The organism is Streptomyces sp. NPDC056224, assembly GCF_042267665.1.
Classification (GTDB): domain Bacteria; phylum Actinomycetota; class Actinomycetes; order Streptomycetales; family Streptomycetaceae; genus Streptomyces.
This window is the reverse complement of the sequence record NZ_JBHJTK010000046.1, coordinates 1-15,569: the sequence shown is the minus strand read 5'-3', so window position 1 is coordinate 15,569 and position 15,569 is coordinate 1. Positions and strand designations below refer to the sequence as shown.

8 protein-coding genes and 1 pseudogene are annotated in these 15,569 nt (G+C 69.5%); 4 read left to right on the top strand and 5 right to left on the bottom strand.

The window, feature by feature from the left end:
• Positions 1 to 78: 78 nt before the first annotated feature.
• Together ACFCZ1_RS32770 and ACFCZ1_RS32765 are read left to right on the top strand one after the other, a co-directional pair.
• Positions 79 to 7,329, top strand: a complete 7,251-nt coding sequence (locus ACFCZ1_RS32770; RefSeq protein ID WP_376681916.1) for a polymorphic toxin-type HINT domain-containing protein — start codon at positions 79 to 81, stop codon at positions 7,327 to 7,329.
• Entirely contained in the window at positions 7,320 to 7,592 is a 273-nt protein-coding gene (locus ACFCZ1_RS32765; RefSeq protein WP_376681915.1) for a hypothetical protein, read from the top strand. Before ACFCZ1_RS32770 ends, ACFCZ1_RS32765 begins: the two co-directional genes overlap by 10 nt.
• Positions 7,593 to 7,777: 185 nt before the next feature.
• Here ACFCZ1_RS32765 and ACFCZ1_RS32760 read toward each other — a convergent pair.
• Positions 7,778 to 7,989, bottom strand: a pseudogene (locus ACFCZ1_RS32760) (hypothetical protein); the annotation flags it as partial.
• A gap of 321 nt (positions 7,990 to 8,310) precedes the next feature.
• Positions 8,311 to 8,745 carry a hypothetical protein gene (locus tag ACFCZ1_RS32755; protein WP_376681914.1) on the bottom strand — a complete coding sequence of 145 codons (435 nt, stop codon included), beginning with the start codon at positions 8,743 to 8,745 and terminating at the stop codon, positions 8,311 to 8,313.
• A 682-nt stretch (positions 8,746 to 9,427) separates the two neighbouring features.
• On the opposite strand from ACFCZ1_RS32755, the gene ACFCZ1_RS32750 reads away from it, so the two are divergent.
• Positions 9,428 to 9,967: a hypothetical protein gene (locus tag ACFCZ1_RS32750; protein ID WP_376681913.1), complete on the top strand. Its 540-nt coding sequence runs from the start codon at positions 9,428 to 9,430 to the stop codon at positions 9,965 to 9,967.
• Between the two features lie 420 nt (positions 9,968 to 10,387).
• Here the strand turns inward: ACFCZ1_RS32750 and ACFCZ1_RS32745 are convergent, their stop codons facing one another.
• The 3 genes from ACFCZ1_RS32745 to ACFCZ1_RS32735 form a co-directional block, all read right to left on the bottom strand.
• Entirely contained in the window at positions 10,388 to 11,884 is a 1,497-nt protein-coding gene (locus ACFCZ1_RS32745; RefSeq protein WP_376681912.1) for an IMP dehydrogenase, read from the bottom strand.
• Between the two features lie 647 nt (positions 11,885 to 12,531).
• Positions 12,532 to 13,017 carry a hypothetical protein gene (locus ACFCZ1_RS32740; RefSeq protein ID WP_376681911.1) on the bottom strand — a complete coding sequence of 162 codons (486 nt, stop codon included), beginning with the start codon at positions 13,015 to 13,017 and terminating at the stop codon, positions 12,532 to 12,534.
• Between the two features lie 700 nt (positions 13,018 to 13,717).
• Positions 13,718 to 14,146: a hypothetical protein gene (locus ACFCZ1_RS32735; protein WP_376681910.1), complete on the bottom strand. Its 429-nt coding sequence runs from the start codon at positions 14,144 to 14,146 to the stop codon at positions 13,718 to 13,720.
• Between the two features lie 681 nt (positions 14,147 to 14,827).
• On the opposite strand from ACFCZ1_RS32735, the gene ACFCZ1_RS32730 reads away from it, so the two are divergent.
• Positions 14,828 to 15,475 (top strand): helix-turn-helix domain-containing protein, encoded by a 648-nt coding sequence (locus ACFCZ1_RS32730; protein ID WP_376681909.1) that lies wholly within the window; start codon positions 14,828 to 14,830, stop codon positions 15,473 to 15,475.
• The last annotated feature ends 94 nt before the right edge of the window (positions 15,476 to 15,569 follow it).

Below are 15,569 nucleotides of genomic sequence, written 5' to 3'. Positions count from 1 at the left end.
CACTCGCTGTTACGGTCTTGGATCAACCTTCGAATAGCGTGTACTTTTGTGCATGCGCGACCTATGACGGAACCCAATTTGCGAAATCGAAATTGGTACGCTAGGGGCGGAAAGCGCAGACGCGCACTGGGCTGGTCGGTACCGGCCCTGTCCGTCGCCCTGTGTGTTACCGGGCTCGCCTCGCCACCGGCGTCCGCGGCCTCCAAGACCACCCCGCCCGCACTGCAGAAGCTGACCAAGGTCGGCGGCAAGCCGGTCACCGGCAAGCCCGCCCCCACGCCCGGCGAGTCCCAGCGCAACAAGTGGACCGCTCCGCCCAGGGTGGCCTGGCCCGCGGCGGGTTCGGCCGAGGTCCGGCTCCCCGCCCCGGCCTCGGCACCCGCCGACGGCCGCTCCCGGCTGCTCTCCGCCCCTGCGGCGGGCGGCCCCGCCGCCCCGCAGACCGGCTCGGCCAAAGCCGGGACGCTGCCGGTGCGGATCGCCGCACCGCCGCAGGCCCGTAACGCCGCGCAGGCCCTCGGCGCCCCGCAGGCGCTCGCCGCCCCTTCCGCGGGCGGCGCCGCCCCGGCAGCCGGTGCCCCGGTCAGCGTCAGGGTCGACCTGCACGACCAGTCCAGGGCCAGGAAGGCGGGAGTCCCCGGCGGGCTCCTGATGGCCGTCACGCGGACCGACAGCCGCGCCGGCGACGCGCCGGTGTCGGTCGAGCTCGACTACAACGCCTTCAAGAACGCGTACGGCGGCAGTTGGGGTTCCCGGCTCCGCTTCACAGCGCTGCCCGCCTGTGCGCTGACGACGCCCGAGCGGCCCGAGTGCCGCACGGTCACCCCCGTCAGCACGAGGAACGACGCGAGTACGGGCACGCTCACGGCCACCGTCGACACCGCGGCACAGCCCGGCTCCGCCCCCGCGACCGGCTCGTTCGCCACCAAGGGTGTCCGCTCCTCCACGCCCATGATGCTGGCCTCGGCCGCCGCGGCCGCCCCGATGGTGCTGGCGGCCGCACCCAGCGCCGACGGCGCCAACGGCACTTTCAAAGCCACCTCGTTGAACCCCTCCGGCTCCTGGCAGGCGGGCGGCTCGGCCGGTGACTTCTCCTGGTCCTACCCGCTCGAAGTGCCGGCCTCGCTGGGCGGCCCGAGCCCGTCCCTGGCCCTCGGGTACTCCAGCGCGCAGATCGACGGCCGCACCTCGGCGTCCTCGCAGCAGACCTCCTGGGTCGGCGACGGCTGGGACCTCGGGTCCAACTTCATCGAGCGCTCCTTCATCCCCTGCAGCCAGGACAAGAAGGAGGGCACTGGGTTCAACAACCCCAAGGACGACACGGGCGACCTCTGCCACGCCGTCTCCACCGTCACCATGTCCCTCAACGGCGGCTCCACGCAGCTCGTCCGGGACGACAGGACCGGCGTCTGGCGCCCCTCCGACGACGACGGCTCCCGCGTTGAGCTGCTCACCGGCGCCGACAACGGGGACAAGAAGGGCGAGCACTGGCGGGTCACGACCCCGCAGGGCGTCCAGTTCCACTTCGGCCTGAACAAGGTGCCGGGCTGGAGCACGGGCAAGCCCCTCACCAACTCCGCCCTCCTCGTGCCGGTCTACGGCAACCACCCGGGCGAGGACTGCTTCAAGGCCGGCGACTTCGCGAACTCGGTCTGCGACCAGGCCTACCGCTGGAACCTGGACTACGTGGTGGACCCGCGCGGCAACGCCATGACCTACTGGTACGAGAAGGAGGTCAACCACTACGGGTCGAACTACAAGATCGCCGGCGGTTCCACCAACCGCGCCTACGACCGCGGGGGCTGGCTCGACCACATCTCCTACGGGCTGCGCAAGGACAACCTCTTCGCCAACGCCCCGGCCCAGGTGCAGTTCACCGTCGCCGAGCGCTGCCTGAAGACGAAGGACTTCGACTGTGCGGAGGCCAAGCTCAAGCCCGAGGTGGACTGGAACATCGCCAAGATGTGGCCCGACACCCCAGGCGACCAGCTGTGCGCGGCCAAGGAGGAGTGCAAGGCCCGCTTCACGCCGACGTTCTTCACCCGCAAGCGGCTGACCGAGATCACCACCGAGGTCTGGAACGGCACCGCGCACCAGCCCGTCGACACCTGGAAGCTCACGCAGGACTTCCCGCAGACCGGTGACGGCACCGACTACCCGCTGTGGCTCGCCGCCGTCCAGCACACCGGCAAGAACGGCAAGGAGATCGGCCTCCCGCCGGTGGCCTTCCGGGGCAGGCAGCTGCCCAACCGCGTCGACGGCATGGACGACGGCAAGCCGCCGTACCTGCGCTACCGCATCGAGGCCATCGACACCGAGACCGGCTCCACGGTCAACGTGCACTACCGCGCCCCGGAGTGCCGGGCCGCCAACCCGAGGGTGATCCCCGCCTCCCACGAGTCGAACACCCTGCGCTGCTACCCGGTCATCAGCGAGATACCGGACCCGAACGACCCCAAGCGCGAGAAGAAGCTCTACGTCACGGACTGGTTCCACAAACACGTCGTCGACCAGGTGCAGGAGGAGGACCGCAACGGCAACTCCCCGACGCGGGTCACCGAGTACCAGTACCTGGGCACGCCGGCGTGGGCGTACGACGACGAGACCGAGACGATGCGCCCCCACACGCGCACGTGGTCGCAGTGGCGCGGCTACGAACGCGTGCGGACGCTGATCGGCGCGGCGCCGGACAAGCGGTCCCTGACCGAGACGCTGTTCTTCCGCGGCCTCGACGGCGACCGGGCCGCCCCCTCGGGCGGCAAGCGCTCGGTGAAGGTCAAGGACTCCGAGGGCGTCGAGATGGCGGACCACCGCCTCTTCGCCGGCCAGACCCGCGAGGTCCTGGCCTTCAACGGCGAGGGGGGCGCCCTGGAGGCGGCGACCACCTACACCCCGTGGCTGCACGGCCCGACGGCCACCCGCCTGCGTGAGGGCATCGAGCCGCTGCAGTCCTTCGTCCGGGGCACCACCCACGTCGCCTCCCGCACGCTGCTCTCCGAGGGGCGGGGCTGGCGGCGCACCGCGCAGGAGACCACCCTCGACGGGCGGGGCATACCGCAGACCGTCTCCGACCTCGGTGACGTCGCCGATTCGAAGGACGACAGCTGCACCCGCTACGAGTACGAGTCCGACGAATCCCTGTGGATCATCGGCCGGGAGAAGCGGATCGAGACGGTCGGCAAGGCATGTGACGCCAAGGACGTGAAGCGTCCCGACGACGTCATCTCCGACGCCCGCCTCTCCTACGACGCCGTCGGCAACGTGGTCCGCTCCGAGTCGCTGTCCGGCTACGCGAACGGCCAGCCGCAGTACACCACGGACGGCTCGCTCACCTTCGACTCCTACGGACGTCCCAAGACCACGACCGACGTGTTCGGCAAGGTCACCAAGATCGACTACACCCCGGCCTCGGGGCAGATCGTCACCAAGGTCGTCACCACCAACCCCCTCGGCCACACCGACACCACCGAGACCGACCTCGGCCGCGGGTCGATCCTGGCCAAGCAGGACGCCAACGGCCGCCGCAGCGTCATGCGGTACGACGCCCTCGGCCGCCTCGCCAAGGCCTGGTCCCCGGACCGCGATCCCGACACCAAGTCCCCGGACGCCGAGTTCACCTACGACGTCCGCCCGGACGCGCCCGTCGTCATCACGACCAAGTCACTCGTCGACGACGGCAGCTACCGCAGCAGCTACGAGATCTTCGACAGCAGCCTGCGCATCCGCCAGACCCAGCTGGAAGCCCTCGGCGGCGGCCGGCTGATCGCCGACACCTTCTACAACAGCCTCGGCCAGGTGTGGAAGTCCAACGGCGCCTACTACACCGGCGGCACCGCCTCCGGCGAGCAGTGGGCCCCCAAGGACAACGAGGTGCCCTCCTCCACCGTCACCGAGTACGACGGCAGCGGCCGGTCCACCGCGCAGATCTCCCGCAAGTTCGGTGAGGAGACCTCGCGCACGACCACCGCCTACGGCGGCGACAGCATCACCGTCGATCCGCCGACCGGCGAGACGCCGACCCAGGCGTTCCTCGACGGCCAGGGCCGCAAGACCGAGCTGCGCTACTTCCGCTCGGACTCGCCGACCGGCGCGTACGACGCGACCCGCTATGGCTACGACCGGCGCGGCCAGCTCGAAACCGTGGTCAACGCGGCCGGGGACACCTGGTCCTTCGGGTACGACATCCGCGGCCGCCAGACGAAGGTCTCCGACCCGGAGAAGGGAACCACCTCCAAGGTCTTCGGCAAGGGCGACCGCCTGGAGTCGGTGACCGACCAGCGGGGCAAGACCGTGGCGTTCGCCTACGACGCCCTCGGCCGTGTCACCGGGACCCACGAGGGCTCGCTGTCCGGTGCCAAGCTCAGCGAGATCGCCTACGACACCCTGCCGGGCGCCGTCGGCCTCCCGGTCTCCTCCACCCGCTACGTGGGCGGGAACGCGTACACCCACGCGATCACCGGCTACGACCAGGGCTACCGGCCCACCGGATCCACGGTGACCATCCCGAAGTCGGAGGGTGCGCTCGCCGGCACGTACGCCTTCTCCACCGGCTACCGGCCCAACACGGGCCTGACCGCGTGGACGCAGCAGCCTGCGGTCGGCGGCCTGCCCGCCGAGCGCGTGACCATGACCTACAACCACTTCGAACTGCCCACCGTCATGGGTGTGGCGGGCAAGACGTTCGTGGGCAAGGTCGACTACTCGCCGATGGGTGACGTGCTGCGCACGGAGACCGGCGCCGCCGGCTCCCAGCTGTTCACGACCAATTTCTACGACGAGCAGACCCGGCGTCTGACCCGCACCGTCAACGACCGGGAGAAGGCACCGGGCCGGATCAACGACACCTCGTACGAGTACGACGCCGTCGGCAACATCCTCAAGGTCAACGACCAGGAGGGCGCGGCCGCCACCGGTACGACGGACACGCAGTGCTTCGCCTACGACTACATGCGCCGCATGAGCGAGGCGTGGACGGCGAGCGACGACTGCGCCGCCAAGCCGAACGCCACCGGCCCCGGCTCCGCGCCGAAGGTCGGCGGACCGGCCCCGTACTGGACCTCGTACTCCTTCGACACGGCCGGCAACCGCACCAAGGAGGTCCAGCACTCCCCCACCGGCGACCTCACCAAGGACGTCGTCCGCTCCTACGGCTACGGCACCCCGGGCAAGCCCGGCGCCAACCGCCTCCAGCGGGTCGAGACCACGGGCCCCGGCGGCACCCGCAGCGACTCGTTCGCCTACGACGAGGTCGGCAATACCAAGACCCGCACCGTCCAGGGCAACACCCAGCAGATGGAGTGGGACGTCGAGGGGCACCTCGCCAAGGTGACCGAGGGCGCCAAGACGACCGAGTTCCTCTACGACGCCAACGGCAACCGCCTCATCAAGCGCGACCCGGCCGGGACGACGCTGTACCTGCCCGGCACCGAGGTCAGGCTGAAGCCGAACGGCGCGACGGAGGCGACGCGCTACTACGCCCACACGGCCGGCCCGACGATGGTGAAGACCGCCAAGGACGGCGCGGTCACCACCTCCTACCTGCTCGCCGACAACAACGGCACGGCCACCACGGCCGTCGACGCGGCCACCCAGGCCGTCACGCGCCGCAAGTTCACCCCCTTCGGTGACGCGCGGGGCACCGCCCCGGCGGTCTGGCCCGGTAAGAAGGCCTTCGTCGGCGGTGAGACGGACGAGTCCACCGGTCTGGTGCACCTGGGAGCACGGGAGTACGACCCGGCCACCGGGCGGTTCCTGTCCGTCGACCCGATCGTCGACTACAACGAGGCCAATCAGCAGAACCCGTACGCCTACGCCAACAACTCGCCCGTGACGTTCTCGGACCCCTCCGGCCAGGCCATCGCGCCGCCGGTGATGCCGATCAAGGACTTCACCGACGCCGAAGTGGCCTGGGCGAACTGGGCGAACGGCCGAAGCGCCCTCGACGTGGCGCTGGACGTGGCCATCGGCATCCTCAAGGACGCCTCCGGCTACAACGACATCAAGGCCTGCCTCGGCGGTGACTGGGGGGCCTGCGCCGGCCTCGCCTTCGAGGCGGCCCTGCCCTTCGCGGGCAAGGCCAAGCGCATCCTGAAGGCCCTGGACCGGGCCTGGGACGCCTTCAACAGCTGGATGGGCAAGCTGAAGCTCGCGCGGGACATCCTCGCGCGCGTCGAGCGCTACCAGCAGGCCATGGCCAAGTACGCCGAGGACCTGGCCGAATGGAAACGCCAGATCGAGGAAGCGGCCGAGCGGGCCAGGAAGCTGGAGGAGGAGGCGGCGGCGGCCCGCAGAGCCGCACAGGAACGCGCAGCGGCGGCGGCCCGCAAGGCCGAGGAGGCCAAGGCCACCGCGGCCCGGCAGGCCAGGGAGGCGGCGGCCCGGGCCAAGAAGGCCGACCGGCACGGCAAGTCCTCCAAGTCGGCCGAGCCGAAGAAGGCCGCGAAGAACGACGGCGGCGACGGCGGAGGCGGCGGCTGTAAGGTCCGCAACAGCTTCACGCCCGGCACCGAGGTCGTGATGGCCGACGGTTCCGCCAAGCCCATCGAGGACGTGGAGATCGGTGAGGAGGTCCTCACCACCGACCCCGGGACCGGGACCACCACCGCCGAACCCGTCTCCGCGCGGATCGTCGGCGAGGGCGAGAAGCACTTGGTCCGCATCACCGTCGACACCGACGGCGATGGGGGAACGGCCTCCGAGGTCATCACCGCCACCGACGGGCACCCCTTCTGGGTGCCGGAGCAGCGCCGCTGGGTCGACGCCGGCGACCTGTCGGCCGGCCAGTGGCTCCAGACCTCCTCGGGAACGTGGGTGCAGGTCACCTCCGTGACGGCGTGGACGCAGGCACAGCGCGTCCACAACCTGACGGTCACCGACACGCACACCTACTACGTGCGCGCGGGCGCGGCCTCCGTTCTGGTCCACAACTGCGGCGCTCTCAAGAACGCCACGGACGACGACCTGCGGGCGGCGGCGCTGAAGGAGATCCCGCCGAAGAACGGCAAGCCGTTCCAGCGCGACTTCCACATGACCGAGGCCGGCCGGGCGCTGCAGAAGCACACCGACCCGGTGAAGCGCACCGCCGACCACGTCAAGAAGTACCTGCCGTTCCTCAACGGGGCCAACCGCCTCACGGACAAGCGGGCACTCAACGACGGGGCCGAGGTACTGCTGGACGAGATCCTGGGGAGTTCCACGACCACCAGGACCATCGAGAAGTCATCCGCCTTCTACGGTGGGCACGTCCTCGACATAATCGAGAAATCCACCGGTCGCGGCGCGCGATGGAGCCTGCGCGGCGGCGGCCTGCAATTCGAGGGATGGCTATGAGGGTTTTCACCGTGCAGGGACGGGAGTACGCCGCCCTCACCGTGCTCGGCAGCGACGACTTCGACGCCATGGAAGTGGTGGAGATGACCGACGCCGGACGCGGTGGACTCCTGCTGGAGTTCCGCATGGGCGAGGAGTCGGCCAAGCTGACCCACCTCGGTGCGGAGGTGGACATCCCGCTGCTCAGGGCCTGCCTGGAGATCTTCCGGGAGGACTTCCTGGAACCGAGGCGCGCCGCGGGCCTGCCGCTGCCGCCCTGGTAGCCCGTACGGCCTGAACCTCGTGGGAGAGCCCCGCCGGACACCTGTCCGGCGGGGCTCTCCGGCTCCGGCGGCTGCCGGCGCAGAGCACCCGTGGCCATGGCCTCGGCCTCGGCCTCGGCCAAATGCCAGGCCACCCGCCACCGCCGCAGCAGACCTGGCCCACAGCTGAAGAGGGAGCAAGCCCATCAGGATCCCCAGGTCGCAAAGGGTCCCACCGAAGTGAGCCAGAATGCCATCAGACGCCTGAGGTCGCTGGAGTCCTGGAGGAGAGGTGCGATCGGGCGCCGGGGCGCGTAGCGGGGGGCGTTCGTCCGATGCAGAGGTTGCCGATGCCGCGCATCAGCTCGTAGGGCTGCGTGGCGGGCTTGATGCTGCCGGACTCGGCCGCGGCGTCGAGCGGTAGGGCTGTCCCGCAATCCCCGGCGGGCGCACGACGCCGGCTACGGCATCTCGCTGCGTTGTCGCATCGCCCGAATACGCCCAGTATGAGGACGCCCCTCCGCCGTGCGATGCACCGCATCCGACGCCGTGCGCCGACCCACCGGGGATTGCGGGAAAGCCCTTCGGGTCCGGAAGTCGCGAGAAACGGGGCGGCGCAGCAAAGGAGGGGAAAATGGGGAAGATGCAGACGCCGGAGAGGCGGTCAGCCTCTCCGGCGTCTACTGTGGGCGGCTCGCCGGGACGTAGTCCCTGGGGGCCTGCGGGGATTTCAGCGAGCTCACTTACCGAGCTTCGCCTTCAGGTCCTGCTTGATCTGGTTCTTGATGACCTGCTTGTTGACCTTGTTCACGGTGCCGCCCTTGCCGGTGCCGTCACCGCCGACGGCCGTGGCGTCACCGAGGTTGGTGGCATCGGCACTGGCGTTACCGCCGGTGGCGTTGCCGGTGGTGATCACGCACTTGCCCTTGCAGTTGCCGACACCGGAGTTCGCGGCGCCACCGGTGGCCGTGCCGCCGACCGTGGTGTTCTCGGCGTTGGCGTCACCGCCGGTACCGATGCCGTCGGCGCTGTCGCCGTGGGCGAGGGTGACGGCCTGCTGCGGGACGGCGGCCGGGGCGGCCATCGCCGTCGCCGGAAGGGCGATACCGCCACCCACCAGCGCCAGGGAAGCTCCGGCCAGAACAACACGACGAGTCGAGAACAGCTTGCGCATGGGAATTCTCCATTCGGAATGAAAGAGGTTTGAAAACCGTCCCGCAGAACAGAGCTGGGATAATTTTCCGGCCCCACATTTTCCGGGAATTCCCCGGTGAGGACGTGCTTCAAATAAACCCTGCCGAGGGGCGTGCGTCACGCCACTCGAATACGTGACTGGACATACAGAACCGATCTTGGTACAAGCTGTCGCCAGGCCGGCGCAAGCCGTCCGAGCCGTCCGAGCCGTCCGGCGTCCGGCGTCCGGCGTCCGGCCGAGGCCTTCGGCTGTACACCCGCCCTCACTTTCCACCCCGGCCCGGCCGTTTCCCGGCGCTTCCCACCGACGGAGGGGTGGCCGTTGTGCAGCAGCACGGCTTGTGGGTCACCGGGCGGCCGACGATCGACACCTTCGCCCGTCGGGCGGGGCAGCGTTTGCGGCAGGCTGCGGTCGAGGGCGGCGAAGAGAGGCCGCCCGAAGGTGAGCCGCGCTTCGTCCCCGCACCGGTGCGGCGGCAGGAGGACCCCGCCCGGGCGGCGGCCGCCCTCGACTTCGCCGAGCGGCTGCCTCTGGGCTGCTGTGCGCTGGACCTCGATGGCCAGATCACCTTCATCAACGCGGCCGGCGCCGACCTGGTCGGCAGCGAAGCGTCGCAGCTCCGGGCAGGCGCCCCTGGGAGGTGCCGACCGCCTTCACGGCAGTGCGCCCACCCGATGTACGCCTGTTCTTCCGGCTCTCTCCGGACGAGCGCGGCATCAGCCTGCACATCTCCCCCGCCGAAACGGTGGCCTCCGACGCGGCCGACCACGCCGCCTTCGCCCGCGCCCCGGCTGCGGTGCCGGGTTCGCAGGTGGCACAGGAGCCGGTAGGAGCCCTGGGGCTCTACCACCTGACGCATCTGGCCGCCGCCCTTGCGGAGGCCGTCGGCGTCCTCGATGTGATGGAGCGGCTGGCCGATCAGATCGTTCCGGCACTCGGCCCGCAAGGCCTGGTCCTCATGTCGGTCGAGGAAGGGCGGCTGCGGATCGTCGGCCACCGCGGCCACCTGCCCGGCTTCATCGAAGGCCTCGACGGCGCGCCGCTGACGTCGGACGTCGGACGTCACCAACGCGAAGGTGCTCGCCACCGGTACCCCGGTCTTCCTCCCCAGCTACGAGAAGTTCCGCCGCGCCCCCCAAGGAACTCCGCACAACCGACCAGGCGGAACTCATCCGCATCCGGAGGCGGTCGCCGCGGCTGAGCTTGCTGAACTTGGTCTTCACGCCGGCCTTGACGGCGTTGACCTTGCCCGGGCGGTCCAGGTTCACGCTATCGCGATTCTGCACGCCGAAGCGGGTCGCCGGCTCAACGAGCTCTCGGTTCACGACCGGGAAGAGATCCTTGGAGGCGGCTGTGACGGCATCTCGGACACGGTCGGTCACAGCGCCGACGATCTGACCGGGGCTTGTCAGCGACTCGGTGGGACCAGGCAGGCGGGGGCCGGTGGCTGCCGGTCGTCCTTCAAGTCCGGCCGCTTCGATCTCCAGGGCGCGCAATCGGTCTTGGTTCTGGGAGGTGGCAAGTGCCTGCCGGAGGGCGGCGTCCGCTGCTTGGTGGGTGGCGAGGGCGTCGGCCATCGCTGCTGCCCTCCGGCCAGTGGTCCGTGGCTCTTGGCAGCCTCTCAGGCGACGGTCGTCGGAGTGTCGCGCAGGGTGACGTTGGCGTGGCTCTCCTGGAAGCTCTGATCGGAGACCAGGGTCAGCCGGGCCGTGGACTGGAATTCCGGAAGAGTGGTGGAGCCGCAGGACACCATCGTGGTCTTGAGCTTGGCGATGGTCACGGCGAGCCCTTCGTTGAGGTCGCCGGCGTAGGGGACGTAGCCGTCGACGCCCTCTTCGAAGATCAGGCCCTGGCCACCTTGTCCGTAGCGCTGCCAGTTGCGGGCGCGGTTCGAGCCCTCGCCCCAGTACTCCTTCACAAAGCCGTCCCGGGTGGGGAGCTTCGCGCCGGCCGCCTGGTCGAAGCGGGCGAAGTATCGCCCCATCATGACGAAGTCGGCTCCCATCGCCAGCGCCAGGGCCACGTGGTAGTCATGCACCAGCCCGCCGTCGGAGCAGATCGGCACGTACTCGCCGGTGCGATCACGGAAGGCGTCCCGGGCGGCGGCGACGTCCAGCACCGCGCTGGCCTGGCCGCGGCCGATGCCCTTCTGATCGCGGGTGATGCAGATGGAGCCGCCGCCCACGCCGACCTTGACGAAGTCCGCACCGGCCTCGGCGAGGAAGGTGAACGCATCGCCGTCGACCACGTTGCCGCCGCCGGTGGGGATCTCCGGGTAGTGCTTCTTCACCCAGGTCAGGGCTTGCGCCTGCCAGTCGCTGTAGCCGTCGGAGGAGTCGAAGCACAGGGCGTCGGCGCCCGCCTCCAGCAGGGCGGGAACGCGCTCTTGGTAGTCGTGGGTGTTGATGCCCGCGCCCACCCGCAGGCGCTTTGCGGTGTCCACGGCCTGGTTCGGGAAGCGCTTGTTGTCCGTGTAGTCGGACCGGAAGACCAGGTACTGCAGGTGGCCCTCGGCGTCGAGCACGGGAAAGCAGTCGAGTCGCTGGTCCCACAGCCGGGCGTTGGCTTCGGAGAGCGTGGTGTCAGCTGCGGCGTGAGGAAGGTCGGCGATGGCGGTCATCCGACCGCTCACCGGTCCGTCGAGGTCGTGGCGCTGGGGGTGGAAGTCGCGGGAGGTCACCAGGCCGAGCAGGCGGCCGGTGGCGCTGCCGTCGTGGGTGACCGCGGCGGTACTGTGACCGGTGCGTTGCATGACGGCGACCAGGTGGCTCAGGCTGTCGTCGGGGCGTACGTTGGTGTCGCTGGTGACGAATCCGGCCTTGAAGTTCTTCACTTGGCGGACGGCTGCGGCCTGGTCCTGGATCGACTGGTTGTGGTGCAGGAAGCTCAGACCGCCGTTGCGTGCGAGTGCGATGGCGAGTTCCGGTGTGCTGACAGCCTGCATGATCGCGGAGGTGAACGGGGAGCCGAGTTCGATCGCCGACGGCTCTCCGACGACGTGCCGCACCAGGGGCGTGCGCAGGTTGACCGTCGCGGGCGAGCAGTCGGTCCGGGTCCGGTTGGGCAAGAGCAGAAACTCGTTGAACGTCCTTGAGACCTCGGCGATGACCTGTGCCACTCGTTCCTCCTGACCCGTCGACCGGAACCCGACTGCCCGGCCGTGAAGGCCGCCCCCTGTCCCAAGACCCGGGCAGGCAGGTGCCGGCATGGCAGCTGCGGAGGTGCCACGAGCCGCGGCAAAACCCTGACCTGCCCGCGGTTCGAACCGGTGGCGGTCGTGACCTGGCACCCTATCGACTGCCCCGCCGCTGCGCGAATCTTGTCCTCTTGGGCGGTGATCGCCGGTTGCGAGTGACTCCTTCTGGTCCTCGGCGCGTGCCGCGAGGTACTCGGCCAGGTCGCGTCTGGCGTAGGCGACCCAGCGGATCGCGGTATGACGGTGCATGCCAGTCAGGTCGGCGAGGATCGGGCTGGGGAGATCGGCAGCAAGCGCGGCGAGGGCCGAGGTGCGGGCCGCGCGCACCGAGATCCCGTCTCGATTGAGCTTCTGCGTCATGGCGTGGGTCGCGATCGGCTTCCCCGGCACCGAGCCCGCGAACAGCAGCCGGGGACCCGGGGTGGCCTGGGCGAACAGAGCTCGTGAGCCGGGCAGGGGCTCTTCCGCCAGTTGCTGCAACAGCCCGGCCAGTCGCGGGGGCGGTAGGACCGGGTGTCGGCCGAGCATCAGGTGGGTGTGCTTGTCGCCGAGTTGCAGGTGGTCCGGCGTCAGGTTGCAGAGCCGCTCCGTGGACGGGCCGAAGAGCAGGGTGATCGCGCCGGCGGCTCGGACGTCCAGGGGCAGGTTTCGTCGGTGAGGCAGCGTTGGAGGAGGCTCCAGCGGTCTTCGTCGTCGAGCAGGGTCTGGGGTTCTTGTTGCGGGATGGAGGGGACGGTGAGCGCCGGGGCGGCGACGGGGCTCAGTGCGCGCTGGAGTGCGCCGAGTTCGTCTTCAAGCGCGGCCAGAAAGTTGTGGGTGGTGCCGCCGTCGGGCAGGACGGCGGACTGCCACGCCTCTTGGAGCGCGTTGGAGTTGGCAAGGATGTCCGAATCTGCTGGTTCAGGGTCGCCGGTCAGGCGGCCGGCTTCGGTCTCGGGGCCGACCCACAGTGGCAAGGGCTCGGAGGCTGCCGCTGGGAGGAGTTCGCTTTCGCGCAGCGCACCGATGCTCGGCGGCTCCGGGCTCGGCTTGGGCACGGCCGGGGCGGCGGCCACGGGCACCACGGGCCAGGAGCCGGCCGGGCCTCCTCCACGGTGGGTGGGGAGGCGACGGTCCCGGCCGGGGCCGACGGGATGGCCGACGCGGCCTCCGGGTGTCCGATGGGAGCCGGCGAAGGTGTTGCTTCACAGTCGGCCGGTCCAGCGGGGATGAATGTGGGTGCCGGGTCTTCGGCCGGGGGCGGAGCGGGGGGCGAGGGCGGGGGCGGGGGCGGACTGCGGCGCGATCGGCTGGTGTGCGACAGGTGCCGGCCGGTCGGCTGCGGCAGCCCGCCCGGCGGCTGCTGCCCGCTCCGCCTGCACGGCTGTGGCCGTGGTTTCCAGACGCTGATCGGGGCTGCGCTCGGTGGGGCTCGGCTTCGCCGAGCCAGAGCCGGCCCTTCGGGCCGGGGTCCTGCGCTTCGCTCCGGACGGTTCGGGATTCCCCTGCGCTCCACCCGAGCGGCCCGCTCCGCAGGCCTGAGTGACCCCGTTTCACGGGCTCCGGGCCTCCGGCCCCTTCGGGGTGTCCGCGCCTGATCCCACCCATACCGTTCCGGCTTCGTCTCCAGGGCCCAGCCCGCCAGGCAGGCTGGAGCTCTGTACGATTGCCGCCCCTGAGGCCTCTCACGCAAGCGGTGCCGTCAGGGGCCTGCCGCTAATCGGCAGGCCCCAATGCTGAGCTAGAGCGCGCTGATCAGTACGCGCCCCCCTCGGGTCACGTAGGCCCCCAACCCGTTCCGACACAGTTGTAGGTCTGCCGAGTGGACGTGTCGAAGTCACATAACTCGTATTCGACGAAGAGGTCTTCTTCGAAGCTCTTGTTCACCGTGGTCCAGCCTGCGGACGGGCCATAGTCGTTGTAGATCACACCCCGACGTATCGCTCCAGTGGACGTCCTGTGGTGCCATTTGATGGCGATCGGAATGTGATCGTCGTACTCATCCCTGAGCCAGAACACCTCCCCAGACCCCACGAAGCATCCGGTGCCGTCCCAGTCGCTGACAGCACAGCTTTCCGATGGCGGATTACCGGAAGTCGGGACAGCACGCTGCACACCGTCAGCCGCTGAGGCCGGCGCAGTCGCAACCCCTAGGGCGAGCACGGTCCCAAAGACCCCGCTCGCAAGAACTCGTCCGATGCGCACCGATTTCCTCCTACTCTCCACCCACTGAGGGCTCTCATCGCGGACGGTCAGGTCGGACCTCGCCAGCAGAACCAGCGTCTTGAGGTGAGGCCGACAGCGCACAGGCGTAGCCAAACGGTCCTGGTCCGACCCCGACCCGTGTGCTTCATTCCGTGGTCTAGCCAGGCTTTGAAAGGGGCATGGCACCCCGCTTCGGTGGGGCAGCCGCCCCTGCCACGCCACATTCCGCTGCTCAGCCCGACTCCCCCTGACACCGCTTTCACCGCACCAAACTGCCCTACCGGCACCCACATCAGCCTGAACAGCATGAACAAGCGCCACCTCCGGCTGACGGGCGCGGCGTAACGTGTGTCCAGATTGATGCGCCTCTTGGGCGTTCGGCTTGTAAAAAGGCGCACCCTCATCACCGAACGACTGACGCGCGCACGGTGCGGGCGTCGCAGACGGGAGGGTGAAACGTCCATGCAGTCGAAGAACAGGGGCGACTATGCGGAGCGTCGCGCCTCCGCGCGGTTACGGGCTCAGGTCGTGATGTACCGAGGTCATCGCACCCTGGGACGAGGACCGGTCAGGCTCACTCTTCCCGCGGCCACAGTGACGTTGGTCCTAGGCTGGGGGGATCCCCTGCACCTGTTCCCCAAGGCTCAGAGCGTTCCGGCGCAGCGGACGACTTGGCACGCCATGCTCGCCGGCCTGCGGACATCTCCGGTGAAGGGTGGCTACGAGGGCGTCGCGGAGGCCATCGAGGTGGAGTTCACTCCGCTCGGCGCCTACATGTTTCTGGGGTTACCGCTGCACCACCTGGCCAACAGCCACGTACATCCGGATGAGGTCCTGGGAGCCGGCTGGTCGGCCAGGCTCACCGAGCAACTCGTTGCGGTGCCCCATTGGGAAGGGCGCTGGGCAGTTGTCGAGAACGCCCTGGAGCGGCGGATGGTGGATGCTCCCCCACCCTCGCCAGTCATGGCCGAGGCATGGAGCCTACTCCGCGCCTGCCACGGGCGCTTATCCGCCAAAGAACTGGCTGCCGCCACGGGCCGCGGTAACCGGCGGCTGCAGATACTCTTCCGCGAGCAGATCGGACTGCCACCGCAATCCGCGAGCCGGATCCTGCGGTTTCAACGAGCACTCACCCTGCCATCCGACGCCTGCCAATCGCTGGCTGACCGGGCGGCTCTGTGCGGCTACTACGACCAAGCGCACATGAACCATGACTTCCGTGACCTGGCCGGACTCACCCCCGCACAACTGTGCGCCCTCGTCGACCATGCCGCCTCCCGTGGCAAGGCTCCGGTCGATGGACGACTGCCCAACGTCTTCGACCACTAAAAGAGCGTTTTGTCCCGGCGGGGGTGTTTGGTAATTCGCGGGTTGGGGTCGCGCGAGGAGGCGTGTGAAGATCCGCTCGTGGAGTGCGATGTGT